General features: G+C 64.1%; 16 protein-coding genes and 1 pseudogene. 6 read left to right on the top strand and 11 right to left on the bottom strand.

Annotated elements, in window-relative coordinates:
• Window positions 1–48 precede the first annotated feature (48 nt).
• From VB618_RS03230 to VB618_RS03200, 7 genes are all read right to left on the bottom strand, one after another.
• Window positions 49–1,173: an ABC transporter ATP-binding protein gene (locus VB618_RS03230; protein WP_329795048.1), complete on the bottom strand. Its 1,125-nt coding sequence runs from the start codon at window positions 1,171–1,173 to the stop codon at window positions 49–51.
• The gene (gene scpB / locus VB618_RS03225; RefSeq protein WP_442931624.1) at window positions 1,170–1,889 is read right to left on the bottom strand and encodes an SMC-Scp complex subunit ScpB; all 720 of its coding nucleotides are present in this window, start codon (window positions 1,887–1,889) and stop codon (window positions 1,170–1,172) included. The genes VB618_RS03230 and scpB overlap by 4 nt, the downstream gene beginning before the upstream one ends.
• Window position 1,890: 1 nt before the next feature.
• The gene (locus VB618_RS03220; protein WP_329795047.1) at window positions 1,891–2,691 is read right to left on the bottom strand and encodes a segregation and condensation protein A; all 801 of its coding nucleotides are present in this window, start codon (window positions 2,689–2,691) and stop codon (window positions 1,891–1,893) included.
• Between the two features lie 92 nt (window positions 2,692–2,783).
• Complete coding sequence (gene nagZ, locus VB618_RS03215) at window positions 2,784–3,803, bottom strand: beta-N-acetylhexosaminidase (protein ID WP_329795046.1); 1,020 nt, start codon at window positions 3,801–3,803, stop codon at window positions 2,784–2,786.
• Window positions 3,804–3,983: 180 nt separating this feature from the next.
• The gene (locus VB618_RS03210) at window positions 3,984–5,399 is read right to left on the bottom strand and encodes an SPOR domain-containing protein (RefSeq protein WP_329795045.1); all 1,416 of its coding nucleotides are present in this window, start codon (window positions 5,397–5,399) and stop codon (window positions 3,984–3,986) included.
• A 108-nt stretch (window positions 5,400–5,507) separates the two neighbouring features.
• Window positions 5,508–7,268: an arginine--tRNA ligase gene (argS, locus tag VB618_RS03205; RefSeq protein ID WP_329795044.1), complete on the bottom strand. Its 1,761-nt coding sequence runs from the start codon at window positions 7,266–7,268 to the stop codon at window positions 5,508–5,510.
• A gap of 50 nt (window positions 7,269–7,318) precedes the next feature.
• A complete protein-coding gene (locus VB618_RS03200; RefSeq protein WP_329795043.1) occupies window positions 7,319–8,533 on the bottom strand; it encodes a deoxyguanosinetriphosphate triphosphohydrolase in 1,215 nt (404 codons plus the stop codon).
• A gap of 88 nt (window positions 8,534–8,621) precedes the next feature.
• On the opposite strand from VB618_RS03200, the gene erpA reads away from it, so the two are divergent.
• Window positions 8,622–8,948 (top strand): iron-sulfur cluster insertion protein ErpA, encoded by a 327-nt coding sequence (gene erpA / locus VB618_RS03195; protein ID WP_329795042.1) that lies wholly within the window; start codon window positions 8,622–8,624, stop codon window positions 8,946–8,948.
• Window positions 8,949–9,034: 86 nt separating this feature from the next.
• Window positions 9,035–10,918: a hypothetical protein gene (locus VB618_RS03190; RefSeq protein WP_329795041.1), complete on the top strand. Its 1,884-nt coding sequence runs from the start codon at window positions 9,035–9,037 to the stop codon at window positions 10,916–10,918.
• Between the two features lie 149 nt (window positions 10,919–11,067).
• Here the strand turns inward: VB618_RS03190 and VB618_RS03185 are convergent, their stop codons facing one another.
• The 4 genes and pseudogenes from VB618_RS03185 to VB618_RS03170 form a co-directional block, all read right to left on the bottom strand.
• Window positions 11,068–13,371, bottom strand: a complete 2,304-nt coding sequence (locus tag VB618_RS03185) for an NADP-dependent malic enzyme (RefSeq protein ID WP_329795040.1) — start codon at window positions 13,369–13,371, stop codon at window positions 11,068–11,070.
• A gap of 396 nt (window positions 13,372–13,767) precedes the next feature.
• Window positions 13,768–15,576 carry an aspartate--tRNA ligase gene (gene aspS / locus VB618_RS03180; protein WP_329795124.1) on the bottom strand — a complete coding sequence of 603 codons (1,809 nt, stop codon included), beginning with the start codon at window positions 15,574–15,576 and terminating at the stop codon, window positions 13,768–13,770.
• Between the two features lie 1,839 nt (window positions 15,577–17,415).
• Window positions 17,416–17,604, bottom strand: a pseudogene (locus VB618_RS03175) (DUF2189 domain-containing protein); the annotation flags it as partial.
• Window positions 17,598–18,017: a GNAT family N-acetyltransferase gene (locus VB618_RS03170; RefSeq protein WP_329795039.1), complete on the bottom strand. Its 420-nt coding sequence runs from the start codon at window positions 18,015–18,017 to the stop codon at window positions 17,598–17,600. The pseudogene VB618_RS03175 and the gene VB618_RS03170, both read right to left, overlap by 7 nt.
• A 175-nt stretch (window positions 18,018–18,192) precedes the next feature.
• Here VB618_RS03170 and VB618_RS03165 point away from each other — a divergent pair, with 175 nt between their 5' ends.
• From VB618_RS03165 to VB618_RS03150, 4 genes are all read left to right on the top strand, one after another.
• Window positions 18,193–18,978, top strand: coding sequence for a PhzF family phenazine biosynthesis protein (locus tag VB618_RS03165; protein ID WP_329795038.1), 786 nt, complete (start codon window positions 18,193–18,195; stop codon window positions 18,976–18,978).
• Between the two features lie 183 nt (window positions 18,979–19,161).
• Window positions 19,162–19,542: a hypothetical protein gene (locus VB618_RS03160; RefSeq protein WP_329795037.1), complete on the top strand. Its 381-nt coding sequence runs from the start codon at window positions 19,162–19,164 to the stop codon at window positions 19,540–19,542.
• A gap of 125 nt (window positions 19,543–19,667) precedes the next feature.
• Entirely contained in the window at window positions 19,668–20,918 is a 1,251-nt protein-coding gene (locus VB618_RS03155) for an HlyD family secretion protein (protein ID WP_329795035.1), read from the top strand.
• Complete coding sequence (locus VB618_RS03150; RefSeq protein WP_329795034.1) at window positions 20,915–23,089, top strand: peptidase domain-containing ABC transporter; 2,175 nt, start codon at window positions 20,915–20,917, stop codon at window positions 23,087–23,089. Before VB618_RS03155 ends, VB618_RS03150 begins: the two co-directional genes overlap by 4 nt.
• The last annotated feature ends 303 nt before the right edge of the window (window positions 23,090–23,392 follow it).

Below are 23,392 nucleotides of genomic sequence, written 5' to 3'. Positions count from 1 at the left end.
CTGCGCCCCGAAAGGCGCGGCGTTTCAGATTAAGAACTTGCCGCCAACCTATGCGTCGGACGCGGCGAAAACAAGGACATCCTTCGTATCGACATCGACGCCCACATCCTGTCCCTCCCTCACGTCAACGGGATCGTGAACACGGGCCTGGAGCGGACGGTCGACGCCCTGCACGTCGATATAGACCAGGTCAACCTCCCCGAGAAACCGGCGCGAGACCACACGGCCAGGCTGGCAGAAGCCCGCCGGCTTCAGCCTCACCCCCTGTGGGCGCACACAGACGATGGCAGGACCGTCGGCCAAGTGCGGTGCCGGGAAGATGCCGACCGAGCAGCTCACCTGGCCATTACGCACCACACCCTCAAGCTCGTTGAAATCGCAGAAGAACCGGGCGGCGAAGAGGTTTCCCGGCCGCCGATAGATCTCCTCGGCCTCGCCCTGCTGGATGATCCGGCCTGCCCGCATCAGCACGATCCGGTCGGCGATCCGCATAGCCTCCTCCGGGTCGTGGGTCACCACGATGGTGGTGGCGCCGGTTTCCCGCAGGATGGCAATGGTCTCGTCGCGGATCGCATCGCGCATGCGCCGGTCGAGGTTGGAGAACGGCTCGTCCATGAGCAGCACGCCGGGACGAGGCGCGATGGAACGCGCCAGCGCCACCCGCTGCTGCTCGCCGCCCGACAGGGTGTGCGGGTACTCGTTGGCATAATGCTCCAGGCCCACGCGGGACAGCGCCCGGCGGGCGGCAATGCTGGCCTCAGCGGCCGAGAGATCCTTCAGGCCGAACATGATGTTCTGCAGGATCGTCATGTGCGGGAACAGGGCATAATCCTGGAACATCAGCCCGATGCCGCGCTTCTCCGGCTCCACGAAAGCCCGCGGTCCGCTTGCCTCCTGGGCGTCCATGAGCACCCGGCCGGAGGTCGGGGATTCAACCCCGGCGGCAATGCGCAGAAGGGTGGTCTTGCCGCAGCCGGAATGGCCGAGCAGGCAGACGATCTCCCCAGGCTCTATGACGAGCGAGACGCCATCGAGGGCGCGCTGGCTGCCATAGGACTGGACGATGTTCTCGAAGGTCAGCTGGGCCGGGATCGAGGCGCCCGCCGTGCCACGCTGGCCCCATCGGGGCAAACGGAACCGGTCGCGGGCGGAGCCGGCTGGCCGGTCCGTCATTCCTCGCCGGCCTCGGTCTGGTGCATGTCCAGGGGCTGCAGGAGATCGTCGTCGAGGGGGTCCTCATCCTCGCGCAGGGCATCCGCATCGGACGGGACCGGCACCGAGAAGTCGGAGGGAACGCGGCCTTCGATGAAGCCAGCCCCCTTCAGCTCCTCGAGGCCCGGCAGGTCCTCGATGGCATCGAGCCCGAAATGCTCCAGGAAGGCCGGCGCGGTGCCGTAGGTGACGGGGCGCCCCGGCGCCTTCCTGCGTCCCCTCAGGCGGATCCAGCCCGTCTCCAGAAGCAGGTCGATGGTACCCTTCGAGGTGGCCACACCGCGGATCTCCTCGATCTCGGCCCTGGTCACCGGCTGGTGATAGGCGATGATGGCGAGGGTCTCCATGGCGGCGCGGGAGAGCCTGCGCTGCTCAACGACGTCGCGGGCGAGCACGAAAGACAGGTCGCTCGCTGTGCGGAAGGTCCATTTTCCCGCGATCCTGACGAGATTGACGCCCCGGAGCGCATAAAGGTCGGCCAGATCCTGCAGGACCTGCTCCACGTCAGCGCCTTCCGGCAGGCGGCCGCCCAACTCTTCGGCGCTCAGGGGCGCTGCGGAGGCGAACAGCAGCGCCTCGGCGATGCGCATGGCCTCACCGTGATCGGGCACATAGCTGATCTCAGGAGCGTCGTGCTCCATGGTCTCGGGGGTGTCTTTCTGCATATCTGGCAGCATCTCAAACTCCTGCCTCGGCCGGATCGGCAACGGGCTTGACCCAGACCGGCGCGAAGGCCTCGTCCTGCCGCATCGTGAGCTTGCCTTCCCGCACCATCTCCAGGGTGGCGGAGAGGGCCGAGGCCATCACGGTCGAGCGCATGGCGGGCTCGACCATGAACTCCACAAGGTATGTATCGAGGGTCACCCAGTCGCTCAGGTGGCCGACCAGCCGCTCCAGGGCTTCCCGCGCCTCAACCAGGGACCAGACATTCCGCTTATACAGGGAAACTCTGGAGTTGAACCGGATCTGCCTCTGCTGGGCATAGGCCTTGAGGAGATCATAGAGGCTCCCCTCGTAGTGGGAATCCCGGTTGATGATCACCGGCTCCGGGGCGCCGCGGGCGAAGACGTCCCGGCCGAGCCAGGCGCGCTCGCCCATCTTCTTGGCCGCCTCGCGGATCGCCTCCAGGCGGCGCAGGCGCAGGGCCAGGGCGGTGGCCAGCTCGTCGGCGCTCGGCTCCTCGCCCTTCGGCGGCTCGGGCAGCAGGAGGCGGGACTTGAGATAGGCGAGCCACGCCGCCATCACGAGGTAGTCGGCCGCCAGTTCCAGGCGCATGCGGCGCGCCGCCTCGATGAAGGTGATGTACTGCTCGGCCAGCGCCAGGATCGAAATGCGATGAAGGTCGACCTTTTGGCGGCGGGCCAGTTCGAGCAGGAGGTCGAGCGGCCCTTCGAACCCGTCCACGTCGACGAGCAGAGCGGGCTCGCTCTCGGCGCGCTCAGTTGGCTCGATATCCTCGAAGGGTAAGGGCTTTGCCATGGACGGTACTCAACTCACTCCACTAGAGCATCGAATGGAGCAGAAAAACCGGAACCACTTTTCTGCACGATGCGCTGCAAGCTTCACGGGCTTTAGGCGATCATCGCAAGAGCAGAATCGAGCCGCGCCCGGGCATCCACAGGATCCAGAGGCTCCGGATCGTGGGTGATGCGGGCTAACGCTGCGATAGCGCGGCGCAGGGCCTCGCCCGCCAGGACAGGGGCGGCCTCGGCCACCGCGCTCATCTCCTCCATGCTGCCGTTGCAGTGGAGGGCCATGTCGCAGCCGGCTGCAAAAGCCGCCTCGGTGCGGTCCCGGAACGAGCCTGACAGCGCATGCATGGACAGGTCATCGGTCATCACCAGCCCGTCATAACCGATATGGCCGCGGATGATTTCATCCATGACGATGCGGGAGGTGGTGGCGGGATGCTCGGGGTCGAGAGCCGTATAGACCACGTGAGCCGTCATCGCGAGGGGCATGTCGGTGAGCATGCGGAAGGGCGCGAAATCGTGCCGCTCCAGTTCCTCGCGGGAGGCATCGACCACGGGAAGTGCCAGGTGGCTGTCGGCCCCTGCCCGGCCATGGCCGGGCATGTGCTTGACCACCGGCAGGACGCCGCCGGCCAGCAGGCCCTCGGCGGCCGCGCGACCGAGCACGGCGACCTGCGCAGGCGTTTTGCCATAGGCCCGATCACCAATGATGTCGTGGGCACCCGGCGACGGCACGTCGAGGACGGGCAGGCAATCCACCGTGACGCCGACGGACCGCAGTTCGTGAGCGATCAGGCGGGCCCCGAGACGGGTGATCTCCCGCTGGACGAGAGGATCGTTGGCGTGAAGCTGCCCGTAGGTGCTGCCGGCCGGGTATTTCGGCCAGTGCGGCGGCCCCATGCGCTGAACCCGGCCACCCTCCTGATCGATGAGAATCGGGGCATCGGTTCGTCCGACCGTGTCCCTCAAGGAGGCGCAGAGCGCCCTCACCTGCTCAGGGCTGTCCACATTGCGGCGGAACAGGATGAAGCCCCAGGGCTGCGCTTCCCGGAAGAAGGCAACCTCGTCGGGGGTGAGCTCAAAGCCGGAGCATCCAGCAATAAAGGCGCGGGTGTTCATACCCGCGCCTTACGTCCCCTGCTCGGCAGGGTCAAGAATTCTAGAGCATCGGACCCAAAAGTGGGCACTACTTTTGGGTCCGATGCTCAAGCTTCGTTTTGCGCATCGTTGATGCGGAAAACCGGGGCCACTTTTCCGCACGATGCGCAATCGGCCAAGCTTGCTCAGTTCCAAGCTTATTCAGTTCTTGGCCACGAAGCACTGGCCGCCTTGGCCCTGCAGCTTGGAGCAGAGGGCGGACGCCTCGTCCTTCGCCATCGGTCCGACGCGAACGCGGTAGACGGTATTGCCGTTCACCTCGGCCTTGCGGATCATCGAAGGCATGCCTTCGAGATCGGAGTACTTGCGCTGGAACGACGTGAACACCGACTGGGCTGATGTCTCGGAGGTGGCGACGCCCAGCTGCACGGCGAAGCCGCCGGTCGGGGTCGTCTCCGCTGCGGCAGGAGCCGTCGGCTGGACCGAGGCCACCTGCTGCGGTGCTGGGGTGCTGGTGGGCGTTGCGGCGGCAGGCGCCGGCTTCGGGGTCGGAGCCGGTGTGGACGGCGCCGCTACGGGCGTGCTGGCGACCGGCCTGGGCTGCGCGGACGGAACCTGAGCAGAAGCCATCTGGACTGGGGCGGACTGGGCCTGGGGAGGCAGGGTCATGGCTGCCGGAGCCGCGGGCTGGGGAGCCGGTGCCTCGCCAGCCATGGTCCCGTCCGGACGGATCGTGACAGTGCGGACCTTCTTCGGCTCGCCGAGGTTCAGGCTGGCGGTCTGCTGCGGCTTGCCCGATGTGCCGAGGGTGCCGCCGGTGGCATCCGCCACGGCATTGCCGTTCATACGCACAGCCTGTTTCACGTCGACGGGCTGCTCCTCGCGGTTCACAACCTTGGTCGCACCGTCCTGGTTGGCGCGCTCGTAGATCTGCTTGTTCTGGTTCGGGATCTCGACCCCGCCCGGGTTCTGCGGCTGCACCTTGGTCGGCTCGTTGTTCGCCTTGATCAACGGCGGCTCGCCGCCCGTGATCGAGGACGAGCCCGAAGCCAGGTAGGCTCCACCGCCGCCGAGCACCAGAGCGCCGATCACCGCCGCGATGGCAATCGGGCCCTTGCGCGAGCGGGTCTTCTCCACCGGCGGATAGTCGACTTGGTCGGCATCGTCGTAGCCCTGGTCGGGATACTGGGCGGCCTGATCCGCGTAATAGTCCTGGGCGTAGGCCTCGTTGCCGTACGAATCCTGCTCGCCATAAGCCTGGCCCTGACGGGCGGGCTCGGGGGCGCGGGCATGAGGATAGCCATCCTGATCGTAGGACTGCGAAACCTGATCTGCATGAGACCCGCGCACCGGGACTTCATGACCTGCGGGCGTCATAGTGTCGCGGACGGCAAAAAGGTCGTCGACCGACGCGCCCTGCTGGCGCGGGCGGGACGAGCCGTCATTGGCCAAAATCGATTGAAATGGGTCGTCTTGCCCCACGATCCGGGCCAATTCCGCCAGCGGATCGTTCCGCGAGGCAGGAGCCTGATGGTTCTGCGGGGCGCCCGCCTGGGCGAGTTGCCGCTCGATCTCGTTGAGGTCGATGGCAAAACGGGGCTTCGGTGATTCGCTCATGCGCCGGATCTCCAGTTACGCGACAGGAGCACTCGTTGCTCCGCCGGCACGACGTGACAGGACCCGATGCAACCAGCCCCCTAAGCGGTTGATACGCTTAAGGAAACACTATCGCATTTCGTCAGGTGCCGTGACGCCCAGGATTGCGAGACCAGATGCGAGCACACCCTTCAGGGCATGCACGAGAGCGAGCCTCGCTTGTGTTGACTCTTTATCAGTTAGATTAACAAAGCGTAATTGCGGCAAGTCTTTGCCCTTATTCCATAAGCTATGGAAGGCACTCGCCAGATCGTAGAGGTAAAACGCGACCCGGTGGGGCTCGTGTGCTTCCGCCGCAGCCTCGATGACCCTGGGGAACTGGGCGATGCGGTGGATGATGTCCATTTCCGCTTCGTCACTCAGGATCGAGAGGTCTGCCTTCCCGAGCTGAGCCGCCGAGAAGTCCGCACCCGGAAACGCCTCGCCCGCCTGCCGGAACACGGAGGCGCAGCGGGCATGGGCGTACTGGACGTAGAAGACCGGGTTGTCCTTAGACTGCTCGACCACCTTGGCGAGGTCGAAATCCAGGGTCGCGTCGTTCTTGCGGAAGATCATCATGAAGCGGGTGGCGTCCCGGCCCACCTCGTCGACCACCTCGCGCAGGGTCACGAAGTCGCCGGAGCGTTTCGACATCTTCACCGGCTCGCCGCCGCGCAGGAGCTTCACCATCTGGCAGAGCTTCACGTCGAGGTCGGCTTGGTTGTCGGAGACCGCCTTCACGGCCGCCTGCATGCGCTTCACGTACCCGCCATGGTCGGCGCCCCAGACATCGATCATGGTAGCGAAGCCGCGCTCGTACTTGGAGCGGTGATAGGCGATGTCGGAGGCAAAGTAGGTGTAGGAGCCGTCCGACTTCAGCAGCGGGCGATCCACCTCGTCGCCGAAGGCGGTGGCGCGGAACAGGAGCTGCTCGCGATCCTCCCAATCCTCGTCCTTCTGTCCCTTGGGAGGCGGCAGGCGGCCCATATAGACGAGGTCGCGCGAGCGCAGCCCATTGATCAGCTTCGCGACCTCACCGCCGTTCCCCTGCTGCAGGGAACGCTCGGAGAAGAACACGTCGTGATGGATGTTGAGCACGGCGAGGTCGCTGCGGATCATGTCCATCATGGCGTTGATGGACGTCTCGCGCACGAGCGGGAGCCACTCGGCCTCTGGCTTGTCGAGGAGACTCCGGCCATGCTCCTTGGCGAGCCGCTCGCCGACAGGCTTGAGATAGTCGCCCGGATATAGCCCTTCCGGGATCTCGCCGATCTCGTGGCCCAGGGCCTCCTTGTAGCGGAGATAGGCCGAGCGGGCGAGGACATCGACCTGCGCGCCGGCATCGTTGATGTAGTATTCGCGGGATACCTTGTAGCCGGCGAAATCGAGCAGCCCGGCCAGCGCATCGCCGAACACCGCGCCACGGCAATGGCCCACATGCATCGGGCCGGTGGGGTTGGCCGAGACATATTCCACATTCACGGGAGCGCCCGCCCTCTGGTCGCTCCGGCCGAAACCGTTCGCATCAACGACGGCGGCGCGCAGCACCTCGTGCAGCACCTGCGGATTCAGGCGGATGTTGATGAAGCCGGGACCGGCGATCTCGACCTTGGTGACGCGGGAATCGTCCTGAAGGTCCGCGACGAGGAGTTCAGCCAGGGCGCGCGGGTTCATGCGCGCTTCCTTGGCCAGCACCATGGCGGCGTTCGTGGCGAGATCGCCATGGGAGGGATCGCGCGGCGGCTCGACCACCACGCGGCTGACGTCCAGCCCCGATGGAATCTTAGCCCCTTCGGCCAACCGGCCAAGCGCATCCGCAACCCGCTTCTCGAACAGCCCGAAAATGTTCATGGTACTTTGTCTCTGAAGAGCCCCTTGGCCCTGGAAATCTGTGCTGCCGCCTAACGCAGGTCCGGCGTCACGTCAAACAGGCGACGGTGTTCGAGGATCGCATATCGGTCCGTCATGCCGGCGATGTAATCAGCCACCCGGCGCGCAAGGCGCGGCTCGTCACCCTTAAGCAGGTCAGTCTGCCACTCCTCCGGCATGAGTTCCGGCTCGGCCTTGAAGCGCCGGAACAGGTCTCGCAAGACATCGTCGGCCTGGGCCCGGACCCTCATCACGTCCGGGTGGCGATACATGCGCGCATAGAGGAAGCGCTTGATCGAGGCGTCGGCCTCGGTCATGGCCTTCGAGAAACAGACCATTGTGCCCCCCGCCTGCCGGATGTCGCCCGCGCTCTGCGGCGACAGAGCGGCAATCCTTCGCTCACCTTCCGTTACCACATCCTCTACGAAGCGGGTGATCACGCGTCGGGTCAGCTCATGGATCCGGCGGGAGAGGTCGAGGTTTGGATAGCGGGCATCGATCTCGGCCAGGAGACCTGCGAGGAACGGCACCTCGCGCAGGTCCTCTATTCCAAACAGCCCGGCCCGAAGGCCATCGTCGAGATCGTGGGCGTCGTAGGCGATGTCGTCGGCAATGGCCGCCGCCTGCGCCTCGCCGCCGGCATAGGTGGCGAGTTCCAGGTCTTGCTGGGCGTTGTATTCCAGGATCGCCAGAGGAACGCCCCGGGCGGCATAGCGCAGGGTCGGCCTGCCCTCGGCATCGAGAAGCGGGCCGTTGTGCTTGACCAAGCCTTCCAAGGTCTCCCAAGTCAGGTTCAGCCCGTCATATTCCGCGTAGCGCCGCTCCAGGCGGGTGACGACGCGAAGAGCCTGGGCGTTGTGGTCGAAACCGCCGAACCCCGCCATGCACTCGTCCAGCGTATCCTCGCCCGTATGGCCGAAGGGCGTATGGCCGAGGTCGTGGGAGAGCGCCAGCGCCTCGGCTAGATCCTCATCGAGCCCAAGGGACCGGGCCAAGGCGCGAGCGATCTGGCTCACCTCGATGGTGTGGGTCAGGCGGGTCCGGAAGTGGTCGCCCTCGTGATAGACGAACACTTGAGTCTTGTGCTTGAGCCGGCGAAAGGCCGAGGAATGGATGATCCGGTCCCGGTCGCGCTGGAAATCGCTGCGGGTCGGGGACACCGCCTCAGGGAAGAGCCGCCCACGGCTTCCCCAAGGGTCGCAGGCGTAAGGGGCTCGCCATCTCTCGCCAAAGGGCCGCACAATCATTCCCGGGTTGAAGCCTTGTCAGGGCGCACTTACCTTGGTCATAGCATCTAGTGCAAGATTTGCGTCCTTCGATGGACTGGAAGTGCCCATGACCGGTATCACCCTGACAGAGCGCGCGGCCCGCCGCATCAACGAGATCATGGTCTCGGAGCCTGACGGCTCCCACCTGAGAATCAGCGTCAACGGCGGCGGCTGCTCGGGCTTTCAATATGCCTTCGACGTGGACAGGACCCGGCAGGACGACGATCTCGTGATCGAGAAGGACGGGGCCAAGGTGGTAGTGGACGAGGTCTCGATCCAGTACATGGACGGCTCGGTGATCGACTTCGTGGACGACCTGATCGGCCAGTCCTTCAAGATCGAGAACCCCCATGCCACCGCCTCCTGCGGCTGCGGCACCTCGTTCTCGTTGTAAAAGTTAACCTACAGCCTATTCTCCCCCACCAACCAAATTTGGGCTAAAGGATGCCGGCTTGGATCAGGTCGGCTTTGGGGGACCTCATGAGACTTCGTTACCGCGCAGGCGTGTGCGCGCTCGCTCTGATGGCCGGCTCGGCTGCTCTGCAGCTCGAACCTGCCGTGGTTCGCAATCTGGTCTCGGGTCACGGAAATCAGCATGTCTCCGTCGGGGCCATCCGGGTCCCGCTCTGGAGCGCGGCCTTTGCCCAATCCGCCGAAAGCTTCAGCCTGGACAATGTGCGCTTCACATGGGGCGACTTCACCTATGAGGCGAAGCGGATCGACTTTTCCGGCGTCACCGTCTCCCGCAGTGAGATCGAGTCGCTTTTCTCATCCGCCTCCGAGCCATTCGCCGACCGCCTGACGCGGATCAGCGCCAGGCAGGTTACGTCTCCCGAGGTCAAGGTGACCCAGAAGCTCGGCAAGGAGACCCAGACGATCTTCTACAGGAACGTGTCACTGAACGACGTCGTCCAGGGGCAGATCGCGAGGTCTACAATTGGAGCCATGGCGGTCGAAATGACCGGCGCAAAGGGCAACACTCTGTTCAGCTATGGCCAGACCACCATCAGCAACCTGAACACCCCGGCTTTCGTGAGGCTTTACGAGACGAAGGACGATTCCGGCTCCGCGCCGATGACCAGGATTTATAGCGCCTTCACCATCGAAAACCTCGACATGGTCGACAACGGCGAGAACGTTTCGGTGCAGGTCGCCCGGTTGAGCGGTCGGGACGTCATGGCCCGGCCCACCAAGGACTCATGGGGCAGCGCCATGGCGTTCCTCACGGAGATGGGCGGCAAGGACACTCTATCGTCCGAGGAAGGGAGTCGCCTCACGACGGCGGTGGTCGATGTCATAGGGGCTTTCGACATCGGCTTCATGGAAGCGGCCGACATTCAGATCAAAGCCACGCCTAAAAAGGCCCCCGCAGCAAAAGATCAAAAATCCTCTGCAACCGGTCGGATCAATCGGATCGCCTATACCGGCGCCACCGAATCCCAGCCGGCCGACATTCGCCTGGAAGGTATTGAGGCTGGCGACCAGGACGGGCGTGCGAAGGTCGGCTCCATCAGCCTGACCGGCTTCTCGCTGGCGCCGACGCTGAACGGCCTCAAAGCGCTCCAGGGCAAACCTCTCGAAGAACTCGACCAGGAGGCGCTTCGCACGCTCATCCCGACCCTGGGCACCCTGCGCCTGTCGGGCGTCGATGTGGATGTCCCCAACAAATCCAATGAAAAGACCACGGAGCGGGTGAACTTCACGCTCAAGGATTTCGAGGTGACGGCGGACAAGCCCCTGAACGGCCTTCCGACGAACATCAGGATCGAACAGCGCAACCTCGTCATCGCGCTGCCGTCGAACAGCACGGACGATCTCGTCAAGGAACTCGTGGCCCTCGGCTACAAGACCCTAGACTCGTCCTTCCTGGTCGCCGCTACCTGGAATGAGGCCGCCAATGAGATCGCCCTTAAGGAGGTGTCCGTCCAGGGGCAGGACATGGGCACCCTTTCGCTGACGGGCACGATCGGCAATGTCACCAAGGACCTCTTCAGCCCTGATGAGGCCACGGCTGCCGCGGCACTGATCGGCGCCAAGGCGAAATCGGCCGACGTCATTGTCGAGGACAAGGGGCTGCTCGGGCGCTACCTCGCCAATGCCGCCAAGGAGCAGAAGACCACGCCCGAGGCGCTGCGGACGATCTATGCGAGCGCCGCGCCGTTCGTTGTGTCATCCATGATGGGCAATTCGGAACAGGCGAAGACCCTGGGTCAGGCCATCGGCCGCTTCATCGCCAAGCCCGGCAAGCTCACGCTCAATGCCCAGCCCAAGAACCCATCCGGCTTCGGCGTGATGGACGCGATGCTGGCGTCCGATCCGAAAGAAGCGCTGGCGAAGCTGAACATCTCCGCAAAGGCGGAGTAATTCAGCCTTCTGCCAAACACTCACCTCATCCTGAGGAGGATTGCGTGAGCAATCCGTCTCGAAGGAGGATCCAGTGCTATCTGGAAGCTCCTTCGAGACGGCGCTATCGCGCCTCCTCAGGATGAGGGCTTAGATAGCCTTCAACTATATCAAATCAGCATCGGCTGATCCTGCTCCACGGCCTGCGCCTCGACGACCGCGATGGCCGTGAGGTTGACGATGCCTCGCGCCGTCACGGACGGCGTCAGGATGTGCGCGGGCTTGGCCGGGCCGATGAGGATCGGGCCGACGGGGAGCGAATCCGCCAGGATCTTGGTGAACTGGAACGCGATGTTGGCGGCGTCCAGGTTCGGCATGATTAGTATGTTCGCTTCGCCCGTCAGGCGCGAGTTCGGGTTCACCCGCTCGCGGAGCATCTCGGACAGGGCCGAATCCGCCTGCATCTCGCCGTCGACCTCGAGGTCCGGCGCGCGCTCGGTGATGCAGGCGAGCGCCTCGCGCATCTTGAGCGCCGAGCGGCTGTCGGCGGCGCCGAAATCGGAATGCGAGAGCAGCGCGATCTTCGGCTCCATGCCGAAGCGGCGCACATGGCTCGCGCAGGCGATCGTCATGTCGGCGATCTGCTCGGCGGTCGGGTCGAACTGCACATGGGTGTCGGCGAGGAAGTAGGCACCCTTGGAGGTGATGACCAGCGAAAGGGCCGCCATCTCGTTCACGCCGGGAGCCAGCCCGATGATGTCCTTGATGTGCTTGACGCGGGACTGGAAGCGTCCCTCCAGGCCGCAGATCAGGGCATCGGCATCCCCTCGCCTCACGGCCAGCGCGCCGATGACCGTGGAGTTGGTGCGCACCAGGGTTCGGGCCGCATCCGGCGTGATGCCCTTGCGGCCGGCAGCCTCCACGTAGGTGGCCACGTAGTCGCGGTAGCGCGGATCGTCCTCCGGGTTCACCAGCTCGAAGTGGCGACCGATCTCCATGGAGAGGCCGAAGCGCTTCATGCGCGCTTCGACGACACTAGGACGCCCGATCAGGATCGGCTTGGCGAGCCCTTCCTCGACGATGACCTGCACGGCGCGCAGGACCCGCTCGTCCTCACCCTCGGCATAGATCACGCGCTTCGGGTTCGCCTTCGCCTGCGAGAACAGCGGCTTCATGATGAAGCCGGAGCGGAACACGAAGCGGCCGAGCGACTCCGTGTAGGCCTCCATATCCTCGAGCGGCCGCGTGGCGACGCCGGAATCCATGGCCGCCTGGGCCACGGCCGGGGCGATGCGCAGGATGAGGCGCGGATCGAACGGGCTCGGGATCAGGGACTTGCGGCCGAAAGGATGCGCCTCGCCGCCATAGGCGCGCGCCACCACCTCGGACGGCGCCTCGCGGGCAAGACTGGCGATGGCCTTCACGGCCGCAGCCTTCATCTCCTCGTTGATGGTGGTCGCGGCCACATCGAGGGCGCCGCGGAAGATGTAGGGGAAGCACAGGACGTTGTTGACTTGGTTTGGGTAGTCCGAGCGCCCGGTGCAGATCATCGCGTCGGGACGCGCAGCCTCCGCCTCCTCGGGCATGATTTCCGGATAGGGATTGGCGAGCGCCATGATGAGCGGGCGCGGGGCCATCTGGGCCAACAATTCGGGCTTGAGCACGCCGCCGGCGGACAGCCCGAGGAACACGTCGGCATCCGGGATCACGTCGGCGAGCGTGCGCGCATCGGTGTCCTGTGCATAGACCTGCTTCCAACGGTCCATGAGCTCGTTGCGGCCTTCATGGACAACGCCCTTGATGTCCGTGACCCAGATGTTCTCGCGCTTGGCGCCGAGCGACACCAGCAGATTGAGGCAGGCGAGAGCGGCAGCACCGGCGCCGGAGGTGACGATCTTCACATCTTCTATGCGCTTGTTAGCCAGCTCCAGCGCATTCATCACGGCGGCGCCGACGATGATCGCGGTGCCGTGCTGGTCGTCGTGGAAGACAGGAATGCCCATGCGGGCCTTCAACCGCTCCTCGACCTCGAAGCATTCCGGCGCCTTGATGTCCTCGAGGTTGATGCCGCCGAAGGTGGGCTCGAGGGCTGCGATCACCTCGACGAGCTTGTCCACATTGTTCTCGGCCACCTCGATGTCGAACACGTCGATGCCAGAGAATTTCTTGAACAGGACCGCCTTGCCTTCCATGACGGGCTTCGAGGCAAGCGGGCCGATATCGCCGAGGCCGAGCACGGCCGTGCCGTTGGAGATCACGGCCACCAGGTTCTGGCGCGAGGTAAGATTGGCGGCCTGCGACGGATCGGCTGCGATAGCCTCGCAGGGGGCGGCCACGCCCGGCGAATAGGCCAGCGCCAGGTCGCGCTGGTTGCCGAGGGGCTTGGTCGGCTGGATCTCGAGCTTACCGGGGCGCGGGTACTGATGGTAGAACATCGCCCCCGATTTCAGATCCTGCGAGATGTTGTCTCCCATCCCCGACGCTCCTTAACACCAACCGTTATATATCGAAGGATCTTGTGAGCGCCCTGCCCTCCGGCGTCAATGTTCTTCTCCACCGGTGCAGGAAAACCGGACGAGGCGGAAGCATCCGGCGCGTGGCGGGAGGGTCGAGAGTGAGGAGCGAACAGTCGGAGTGCAGTGCTCGATGCAATCGTGAATGCGCGTCCTACAACGTCATCCCCGGACTTGTTCCGGGGATCCACGTCTTAACCCCGCTCAAAGACGTGGATGGCCGGGACGAGCCCGGCCATGACGGAAAGGTCTCACCCATCGCACCACCCCCACCCGAGCGCTGCCGCGCCCACCCTCCCCGCAAGGGGGAGGGAATAAGCGAGCACCGTCTCGGGCCGAATTCACTGACAGGATTCGTTACTTCTCCGGAAGGTTCAGCCGGATGTGCAGCTCGCGCAGCTGCTTGGGCGTCACGTCCGAGGGCGCGCCGAGGAGCAAGTCTTCCGCCTTCTGGTTCATGGGGAAGATGGTGATCTCGCGCAGGTTCTGCGCGCCGCAGAGCAGCATGACGATACGGTCGACGCCCGCCGCCATGCCGCCGTGCGGCGGAGCGCCGTACTGGAAGGCGCGGTACATGCCGCCGAACTGCTCCATGACCTCCTTCTCGCCGTAGCCGGCGATCTCGAAAGCCTTCACCATCCGGTCGGGACGGTGGTTGCGGATGGAGCCCGAAGCCATCTCGTAGCCGTTGCAGACCATGTCGTACTGGAACGCCGTGATCTTGAGGATCGTGTCCTTGTCAGCCGGGTCGAGGGCCATGAAGGCGTCGTGGTCGAAATTCGCCATGGAGAACGGGTTGTGGGAGAAGTCGATCTTCTTCTCGTCCTCGTTCCACTCGTATTGCGGGAAGTCGACGATCCAGCAGAACTCGAAGCGGTCCTTGTCGGTCAGCCCCAGCTCGTCGCCGATGCGCACGCGCGCCTTGCCGGCGAGCGACGCCGCCTTGTCCTCGGCACCGGCCGAGAAGAACACCGCATCGCCCGCCTTGATGCTGGCCTTCTCGCGGATGACGGCTTGCGCTGCTTCCGGGATGAACTTGGCGATGGGGCCCTTGGCGACGATCTGGCCGCCCTCTTCCTCGAACACGATGTAGCCAAGGCCGGGCGCGCCTTCCGTGCGGGCCCAATCGTTGAGCTTGTCGAAGAAGGAGCGCGGCTGCGAGGTGGCGCCTGTCGCCGGGATGGCGCGCACGACGCCACCGGACTTGATGACGTTCTTGAACGCGTTGAAGGTCACGTCCTCGCGGGTGAACACCTCCGACACGTCGGCGATGACGAGCGGGTTGCGCAGGTCCGGCTTGTCGGAGCCGTATTTCAGCATGGACTCGAAATACGGGATGCGCGGGAAGGTCTCCGTCACAGGCTTGCCGTCCGCGAATTCCTTGAAGGTGTCGCGGATCACCGGCTCCATGGTCTGGAACACGTCTTCCTGGGTGACGAAGCTCATCTCCACGTCGAGCTGATAGAACTCGCCCGGCAGACGGTCGGCGCGCGGGTCCTCGTCGCGGAAGCAGGGAGCCATCTGGAAGTACCGGTCGAAGCCGGAGATCATGATCAGCTGCTTGAACTGCTGCGGGGCCTGCGGCAGCGCGTAGAACTTGCCGGGATGGATGCGCGACGGCACCAGGAAGTCGCGCGCGCCCTCCGGCGAAGACGCGGTGAGGATCGGCGTCGTGAACTCGAAGAAGCCGCTCGTCTGCATGCGCGAGCGCAAGGAGTTGATGATGGCTCCGCGCTTCATGATGTTGTTGTGCAGCTTCTCGCGGCGCAGATCGAGATACCGATAGGTGAGACGGGTCTCCTCCGGGTATTCCTGATCGCCGAAGACCGGCATCGGCAGCTCGGCCGCAGGACCCAGCACCTCGATGTCGGTGATGTAGACCTCGATCAGGCCGGTCGGCAGCTCCGGGTTCTCGGTGCCGGCCGGGCGCTTGCGCACCTTGCCGTCCACCCGGATCACCCATTCGGACCGCGCCGTCTCGGCCATCTTGAAGGCAGGCGAATCCGGATCGATCACGCATTGCGTCATGCCGTAATGGTCGCGCAGGTCGATGAACAGCACGCCGCCATGGTCGCGGATGCGGTGGCACCAGCCGGACAGGCGGGCGACCCCGCCGACATCGGATTCGCGGAGCGCGCCGCAGGTGTGGGAACGGTAACGGTGCATGGAGGCGGACATGGACAAAAGCCTGCTGGTTCGGTTTGAGGCGCAACATCCATGGGAGGCCGGGGAAGTCAAGGCGGAAGCGCACCATGGAGCCATGTCAGGGCGGCCCCTCCCCTGTACGGGCTGGCGGCTGCAGGCTGGTCCTGGCTCGTCTCGGGCTTCTTTAAGGGAAGCGCGGGAGGCAAGGCTGCTTCGCTGCACTCTGGTGGAGCGGGCGAAGATCGGGTCGGGACGGGAGTTCCGCCCGGACGGGAAGCACCCTGCCTCCCGCGCACGGCTTTTCGACCCTGAGCCTCGCGCTCCGGCGGGATCAGGGACGAAACCCTCAGACCCGCTTCACGGCGCATCCTGTGCGCAGCCCTTGATGAAGATCCTCGGGCTGGCGAGGCTTGGGAGATCGCCGACGCCAGCCTGCCCGAACAGGCCAAACGCCTCGTGCCTCCACTCAGAGCCCTGGCATGCGGAACCAGCGTCTTGTCCCGCAGCGGCCAGAACCGCATCCCGCCTCCACAACCGACGCCTCGGGCGCGTCCCTCGTGAGGCAGGACGGCAAAGATATGGCTCAGCTTAGGAGAATTGTCAAGAACAAAAAGCGAACATACACCACACTCACCCCGTCATGGCCGGGCTCGTCCCGGCCATCCACGTCTTCGAAAACGTGCTCCTGCGAAGACGTGGATCCCCGGGACGAGCTCGGGGATGACGAGGAGGGTGGCAGGTCGGAGGAGCATCAGGACAGTGCGGGTATCATTCCTGGCCGAAGCGCAGCGGAAGGAAAGCGCCTTATGTACCGGCAACCTTACGCAGCCTCATTTTAAGCGTCAGGCCAAGCGCTTTCTACGCTGGCGTAAGAAGAGACAGGAGCCGTCAAATCGTTAACTTATTCGGCCCTGCCACGAATAGCCTTCTTATCCCTAGACTTATTTTTTGGCTCTGACTTATGAGGTTTAGGAGGGATCTTTAATGCCCTCAAAGTTGACTAAAACCGACGTCGGGCCTCCTCATCAGGATATCGATCATCGGGTTTTCTATCATCCATGACCATCCTCAATCTCCCAGAAAACAAAACCTACGAACCTGTTGGGAAATGTATCTACTGCGGAGATGCATCGAATCCTGATCTCCTAACACGTGAACACATTCTCCCCTTAGGCCTCAGTCTCGATGGCACCCACGTTCTTCCTAAGGCAAGCTGCCCCAACTGCTCACGGACTACAAGCGCGATAGAGACGTTCTGCCTTCAGAGGATGTTTATCGATGCGCGCACTCATCTTGGCCTGAAGTCAAGGGCTCACCGCCGTAACAAGAAGGGGCGGCCACCATTGAGGGTTGGCCATTTAGGAACCGATGGCGAAGTCAAAAGGTGGCAGGAACTGACATCTGGGAAGCACCCATTTGCTCTGTATACACTAGCCTTTCCACCGGCGGGTATATTGGCTGGACGCCCTCCAGATGCGCAAATCCAGATGCAAATTTGCGTTTGCCCGAGCCCTGCTTTCGCAGAGCGTATGAGCGACCTCCCCACAGACGTCGCAGTTTACGGCATCGTCGATGCCGGAGCGCTGGCTCGCATGCTCGCCAAAATCGCTCATGCCATTACGGTTGCAAATTATGGCTTAGGGAGTTTTAGACCTTTTCTTCCCGAAGTTATTCTTCAAGAAAAGAACGTATTCCACTACGTAGGTGGTGCTCCAATTGATTCAACTAGGAGGACAGATGTACTGCATTCAGTTGCGGTTGAGGAGCAGCAGAACGGTCTAATCATAGTTTATCTTCGTCTCTTCACAATTCTTGGCGCTCCGGCGTACCGAATCGTGGTCGGGAGCATCGTTTGAACTCCAGCATTAGCACCACGCAGAGCGCCCAGCCCAGCATGGCGGCCGGGTTGGTCGCCACAGCCCGCACGCTGGTGATCATGGCGGTGATGAAATCCACCTCCCGGCCGATCAGCCGCGGGAAGGACACGACCGTCAGCGAAAAGGTGACGGCCGCCAGCACCGCGCCGATGATATGACCGACGGTCAGGAAGCCCACCGCTTAGCCATCCAAATCCGGTCGTGGCCGGGTGGGCGATCCTTCAGGCGGCCGATCTCGGCATAGCCCTGCTTCCGATAGAACTCCTCGGCCTGGAAGGTCGATGTGGTCAGCTGCACGCCGATGGCGCCGTGCATCCGGGCGGCCTCCTCCGCTATGTCCAGCAGGCGGGAGCCATAGCCCAGCCCGCGCAGGGTCTCGTCGACCCAGAAATGGTCCACCTGAAGCCAGCACAGGGCAATGGCGCCCCGAATGCCGCCGCGCACCCGGTTGTCATCATCCCGCAGGAGCAGGGTCAGGGGGATCAACGGTAGAGGGCCGGTCTTTTCGATGAGGTGAGCCCGCAAGCCCGCCGTCACGTCCTCCGCGCCGGGCGGATTGGCTTCTTCGAGAACCTCGATCTGCATGGAGTTGCCTCGGGCGTGGGCAGGGATGTTGCAGCCTGTCTAAGCAATCGCATGCGTTCGATAAAGGGACTCGCCAGCAACTGGCTCTAGCCCTGCATGGAAATATCCTCAAATTCCGAAGCGTGAAAAGACCGCAACCGTTGCAGCCCTTTCCCAGCGTTGATAAGCGAGCAGAATGCTTGCACCCATTTTCCAAGTCGACGCTTTCACCAGCCGCCGGTTCAGCGGAAATCCGGCTGCAGTCATGGTGTTAGACCGGTTCCCGCCCGAGAAGGTGCTGCAGGCTGTTGCGGCCGAAAACAATCTTACCGAAACTGCCTTTCTGGTTGCCGACAAGGGCGACTATAAAATTCGCTGGTTCACACCGACGGTCGAGGTGCCGCTCTGCGGCCACGCAACGCTCGCGAGCGCGGCGGTCGTCATGGAGCGCCTCGAACCCGGGCGCGAGGTGGTCGTGTTCCATTCCGCGAGCGGCCCGCTCACAGTCCGCCGGTCCGGGACCGATTACGTCATGGATTTTCCAAGACGAACCCTGGAGCCCGTGGCGACGCCGCCGGAGCTGCCGGCGGCCCTTGGCGCAACGCCGTCCGAGGTGGTCTGGGACGGCTCCAACTTCCTGGCGCGGCTTGCCACGGCCGAGATCGTCCGCAACCTCGATCCCAATCTGGCGGCGATTGAAAGGCTGGCCCGCTCGGGCGTGATCGTGACGGCGCCGGGAGACGCGGGCTTCGATTTCGTGAGTCGCTATTTCGCGCCTGCCAAGGGCATTCCCGAAGATCCCGTGACGGGCGGCGCCCATTGCGGCCTGACGCCGTTCTGGGCGGAGAGGCTGAACAAGACCGCCTTCAGGGCTTTCCAGGCCTCGCGGCGCGGCGGAGAAATCGTCTGTCGGCTCGTCGGGGATCGGGTGGAGCTCGAGGGAGCCTGCGTCTTCTACCTGGAAGGGACAGTGGAGTTTTGAGCCTGTCTTTGGTCATCCCGCTGTAGTCAAGAGCTTGGTCAAACCCGGACGCGGAGTCCGCGAGCTACAACAGCCGGCGCAGTATCCTTTGAGCGGCATTTTGCCTTATTCTTCCAGGCATTTTCCGCCTTTTCGAGCCCCAGAATCCTTGCAGAACAAAGGGTGAAACCCCATATTCTGCCTATGGTTACCACCCTTGCAACATCCCTGTTGAGGCCGGCCCGGAACGCTCCTGTCGAGGAGCGGATCGAGGGCGCTTGGCATGTCTATCCGCTGGAGGCGGCGCTGGAGCTCGACTATGTGGACCAGGCCGGCAATGCGACCCGGCGCTGGGTGCTGGCGCGCGAGCTGAAGGTGGGTCCGGGCAAGATGCTGCTGGGCGGCATCGATATCCTGACCGAAGACAGCTATCGCGGCTTCCGGGTCGACCGGATCCAGCGCCTGGAGGATGCGGAGACCGGCCTCGTGGTCGAGCACAACATCCTCGACTGGCTCATGAAGCTCGCCGAACGACAGGCCAAGGCGCGCAGGAAGCACCTCGCCCGCATGCAGGCAGGCGCTTAAATCCAGCCGCTTAACCCTCTTCTGCGACAGATAAGCTGAACCGGCTCTGCTTCTTCTGCTTTCCCTTGTGCCACCCCGGCCTTTCTGCAACATAGACACATAATAATGTTGCGTTGGGGGTTGGGGTGGCCCAGCGATCCTTGTTCCGGCCACAGGCCGTGATGGCAGCCATGGGCGAGCACTCGTCCGTGTCGCTGCCTGTTGCGCCTCTTTCCTGGAAGATCCTCGGCGGCTTCGTTCTCGCAAGCGTCACTGTGGTGGTCTTCTTCCTCGCCACGGCCGAGTATGCCCGCAAGGAAACCGCTGGCGGGTCCCTCGTGGCGGCAGGCGGTGCGGTGCGCGTCAGCGCCCTGCGCGGCGGCGTCGTGACCGAGCTTGCGGTCAAGGAAGGCGACCGGGTGGCGGCAGGCCAGCCGCTCTTCACGGTGACCTCACGCCAGGGGCTCGAGGCCGGCGGCACCCTCGATGCTGCGGTCCTCGCCTCGCTCGACACCCAGACTCAGGTGCTTAAAGACCAGATCGCGGCGGATCCGGCCCGGATGGCGAACGAGATCCGGCGGCTCGACGCCACCATCGTGTCCGTGACGGCGGAGCGGGATGCGCTCATAGCCCAGCGCAGGATCATGGCCGAGCGGGTTCAGGTGACGGAGGAGCGGCGCGGCACCATCGCGCGGCTCACGGAGCAGGGCCACACCACCCGGGCCACCCTGCAGGAGCAGGACGAGGCCCTGCTTTCCCGCCGGCAGAACCTGGCCGAGATCGACCGGGATCTCGCGGCGTCCGAGAAGGAGCTGGGCCAGGCGCAGCTCCAACGCGAGCAGTTGCCCGTACAGCAGGCCGAACGTTTGGCGCAGCTGCGCCTCAATCTCGCCGATCGGGAGCGGCAGCGGGCCGAGGTCCAGGCCCAACGGGCGCAGGTGATCACCGCGCCTCTGGCCGGGCGCGTCACAGCCCTGCAAGTGGCGCCCGGCCAGATCGTCGACGTGAACAAGCCCCTGCTCACGCTGCTGCCCGATGGCGCGGTTCTTCTCGCAGAGCTTTTCGTCCCGAGCCGGGCCATCGGCTTCGTCGAGCCTGGCCAGCCCGTGCGGCTGATGGTCGACGCGTTCCCCTATCAGCGCTTCGGCACGCTCAGCGGCTCCGTCGAGACAGTTTCTCAGGCGGTGCTCTCGCCGAGCGAGATCATCGGCAGGACAACGCTCACGGAGCCGGCCTACCGGGTGAGCGTGCGTCTCGACCGGCAGGCCATCGACGCCTTCGGGCGCGAGGTGCCGCTGCAGCCCGACATGACCCTCAAGGCCGATATCGTCTTGGAAGGCCGCTCCCTCGTCGCCTGGCTGTTCGAGCCTCTCATCAGCGTTCGGGGGCGGATGTGAAGCTCTCCGCCACCCTCGATTATTTCGGCTCCCCTCGCCTGCCCGCGATCATTCAATCGGAGGCAGCCGAATGCGGGCTCGCGTGCCTCGCCATGGTTGCGACCTATCACGGACGTGAGGTCGATCTGAGCGCGCTGCGCCGCCTGTTCTCGATCTCGCTGAAGGGCGTCACCCTCAAGGACGTGCTGGCGATGAGCCAGCGCCTCGGCATGAGCGGCCGGGGTCTGCGGCTCGAGCCCGAGCAACTCGGGCAGATCAAGCTGCCCTGCATCCTGCATTGGGACATGAACCACTTCGTGGTGCTGAAAGAGGTCGGCGCCAGGAAAGTGACGATCCACGATCCCGCCTCAGGCGTGCGCAGTCTCACCTTCGACGAGCTCGGCCACCACTTCACCGGCGTCGCGCTGGAGCTGACGCCGACACAAAGCTTTGAGCGCAAGAAGGAGACCTCCCGTCTCAGTCTCGCGGCTCTCTGGGGCCGGATGCGCGGGGTGAAGCGGGCGCTGGCGCAAGCACTCGTGCTCTCCGCCGTGCTGCAGCTCGTGGTGCTGGCAGCACCCTTCTACATGCAGCTTGCCGTGGACGAGGCGGTGATGAAGGGCGACCAGGGCTTGCTGACCGCGCTGGCGCTGGGCTTCGGCCTGCTCATGTTGATCCATATTGGGGCCGATTGGCTGCGCTCGCATGTGCTGCTGTTCTTGGGCGGTGCGCTCAACTTCCAGATGGGCGCCAACCTCTTCCACCATCTTGTGCGCCTGCCGTTGGGCTGGTTCGAGAAGCGCCATATCGGCGATCTCGTCTCGCGCTTCCGCTCGGCGGAGCCGATCCAGCGGCTCATCTCGGAAGGCTTGGTGGCCGCCCTCGTCGACGGCGTGATGGCGACGCTGACGCTCGCGATGATCCTGATCTACAGCCCGGCGCTGTCGGGCATCGTGTTCGCGGCGCTCGCGCTCTATGCGATCCTGCGCTTTGCCCTCTACCGCTCCTTGCGCCAGCGTCAGGAGGAGATGATCGAGGCTGCGGCCAAGGAGCAGACCACCTTCATCGAGACGGCGCGGGCCATCCAGAGCATCAAGATCTTCGGCCGCGAATCCGACCGGGAAGCCCTGTGGCAGAACCGCTATGCCGCCTCGATCAGCCGCACCATCCGCCAGGGCCGCTTCACCATCGGGTTCAAGACCGCGAACGATTTAATCTACGGCATCGAGAACGTGCTCGTGGTCTGGCTCGGCGCCAAAGCGATCATGGCGAACGACATGACCATCGGCATGCTCTACGCCTTCATGGCCTACAAGCAGCAATTTCTCGACAAGGCCACCAACCTGATCGAGACCGGCATCCAGTACCGCATGCTCGACCTGCACCTCGACCGCCTCTCCGACATCGCACTCGCCGAGCGGGAGGACGACCGGCACGGGGACGGCCTCGTGCCGCGCGAGGTCAGAGGTGCGGTGGAGTTGAGAGGCGTGAGCTTCCGCTACGCCGATACGGAGCCAGAGGTTTTGTCGGGCGTGGATCTCAATGTCGCGGCCGGCGAATTCGTGGCCATCACCGGGCCGTCCGGCGGAGGCAAGACCACCCTCCTCAAGATCATGCTCGGGCTGTTCAAGCCGCTGGAGGGCACGGTGCTGATCGACGGCACGCCCATGGAGCATCTAGGCCGCCAGAACTTCCGCTCGCAGATCGGCGTGGTGATGCAGGACGATCAGCTTCTCTCCGGGTCCATCGCGGAGAATATCTGCTTCTTCGATGCAAAGCTCGATCTCGACTGGATGCGCGACTGCGCCAGGGTGGCCGGGATCGACGACGAGATCATGGCCATGCCTATGAACTACAACACCCTCATCGGCGACATGGGCACCACCCTGTCGGGCGGGCAGCGCCAACGGGTGCTGCTGGCCCGCGCGCTCTATCGAAAGCCGCGCATCCTGTTCATGGACGAGGGCACGTCGAGCCTCGATCTCGACAAGGAGCGGGAGGTCAACCGGGCGCTGGCGGAGTTGAAGATCACCCGCATCGTCATCGCGCATCGCCCGGAGACGATCCGCGCGGCGGACCGGATCGTGGTGTTGCGCGAGGGACGGGTCTCCCCGCCGCTGGATGGGGAGACGCTGACCTTTGCCGATGCGGCGCGGAACTCGCTCGGAACCACAGGTCTCAACCGGGCATGAAAAGGCGCGGCTCGACGAGAGCCGCGCCTCAAGACTTCAGCAAGACTTCAGGTAGTAGCTCCTGTGCACTTTGGGCAATTGCAGTAAACAACGATCCGCCTCCCGCCAGCGACGCGAGCGATTTCGCTGAGGCTGAGTTCAACGATCTTTGCATTCTTCCAGGTATCGGCCTTAGCCTTTGTCTGCTTTTTGGTCTTCATGTCCAACCTGCCATTGTTGCTGGATGCCGTTGCGGCAGCGCGCCCTGGCCAAGCAGCCAGTGATATAAAGTACCAATATTCCCGGTACGTAAGTCAATCGGCC

The sequence above is a fragment of the Microvirga sp. CF3062 genome (assembly GCF_036314045.1).
Lineage (GTDB): Bacteria > Pseudomonadota > Alphaproteobacteria > Rhizobiales > Beijerinckiaceae > Microvirga.
The sequence above is the reverse complement of the archived record's forward strand: the minus strand, read 5'-3'. Positions and strand labels throughout refer to the sequence as shown.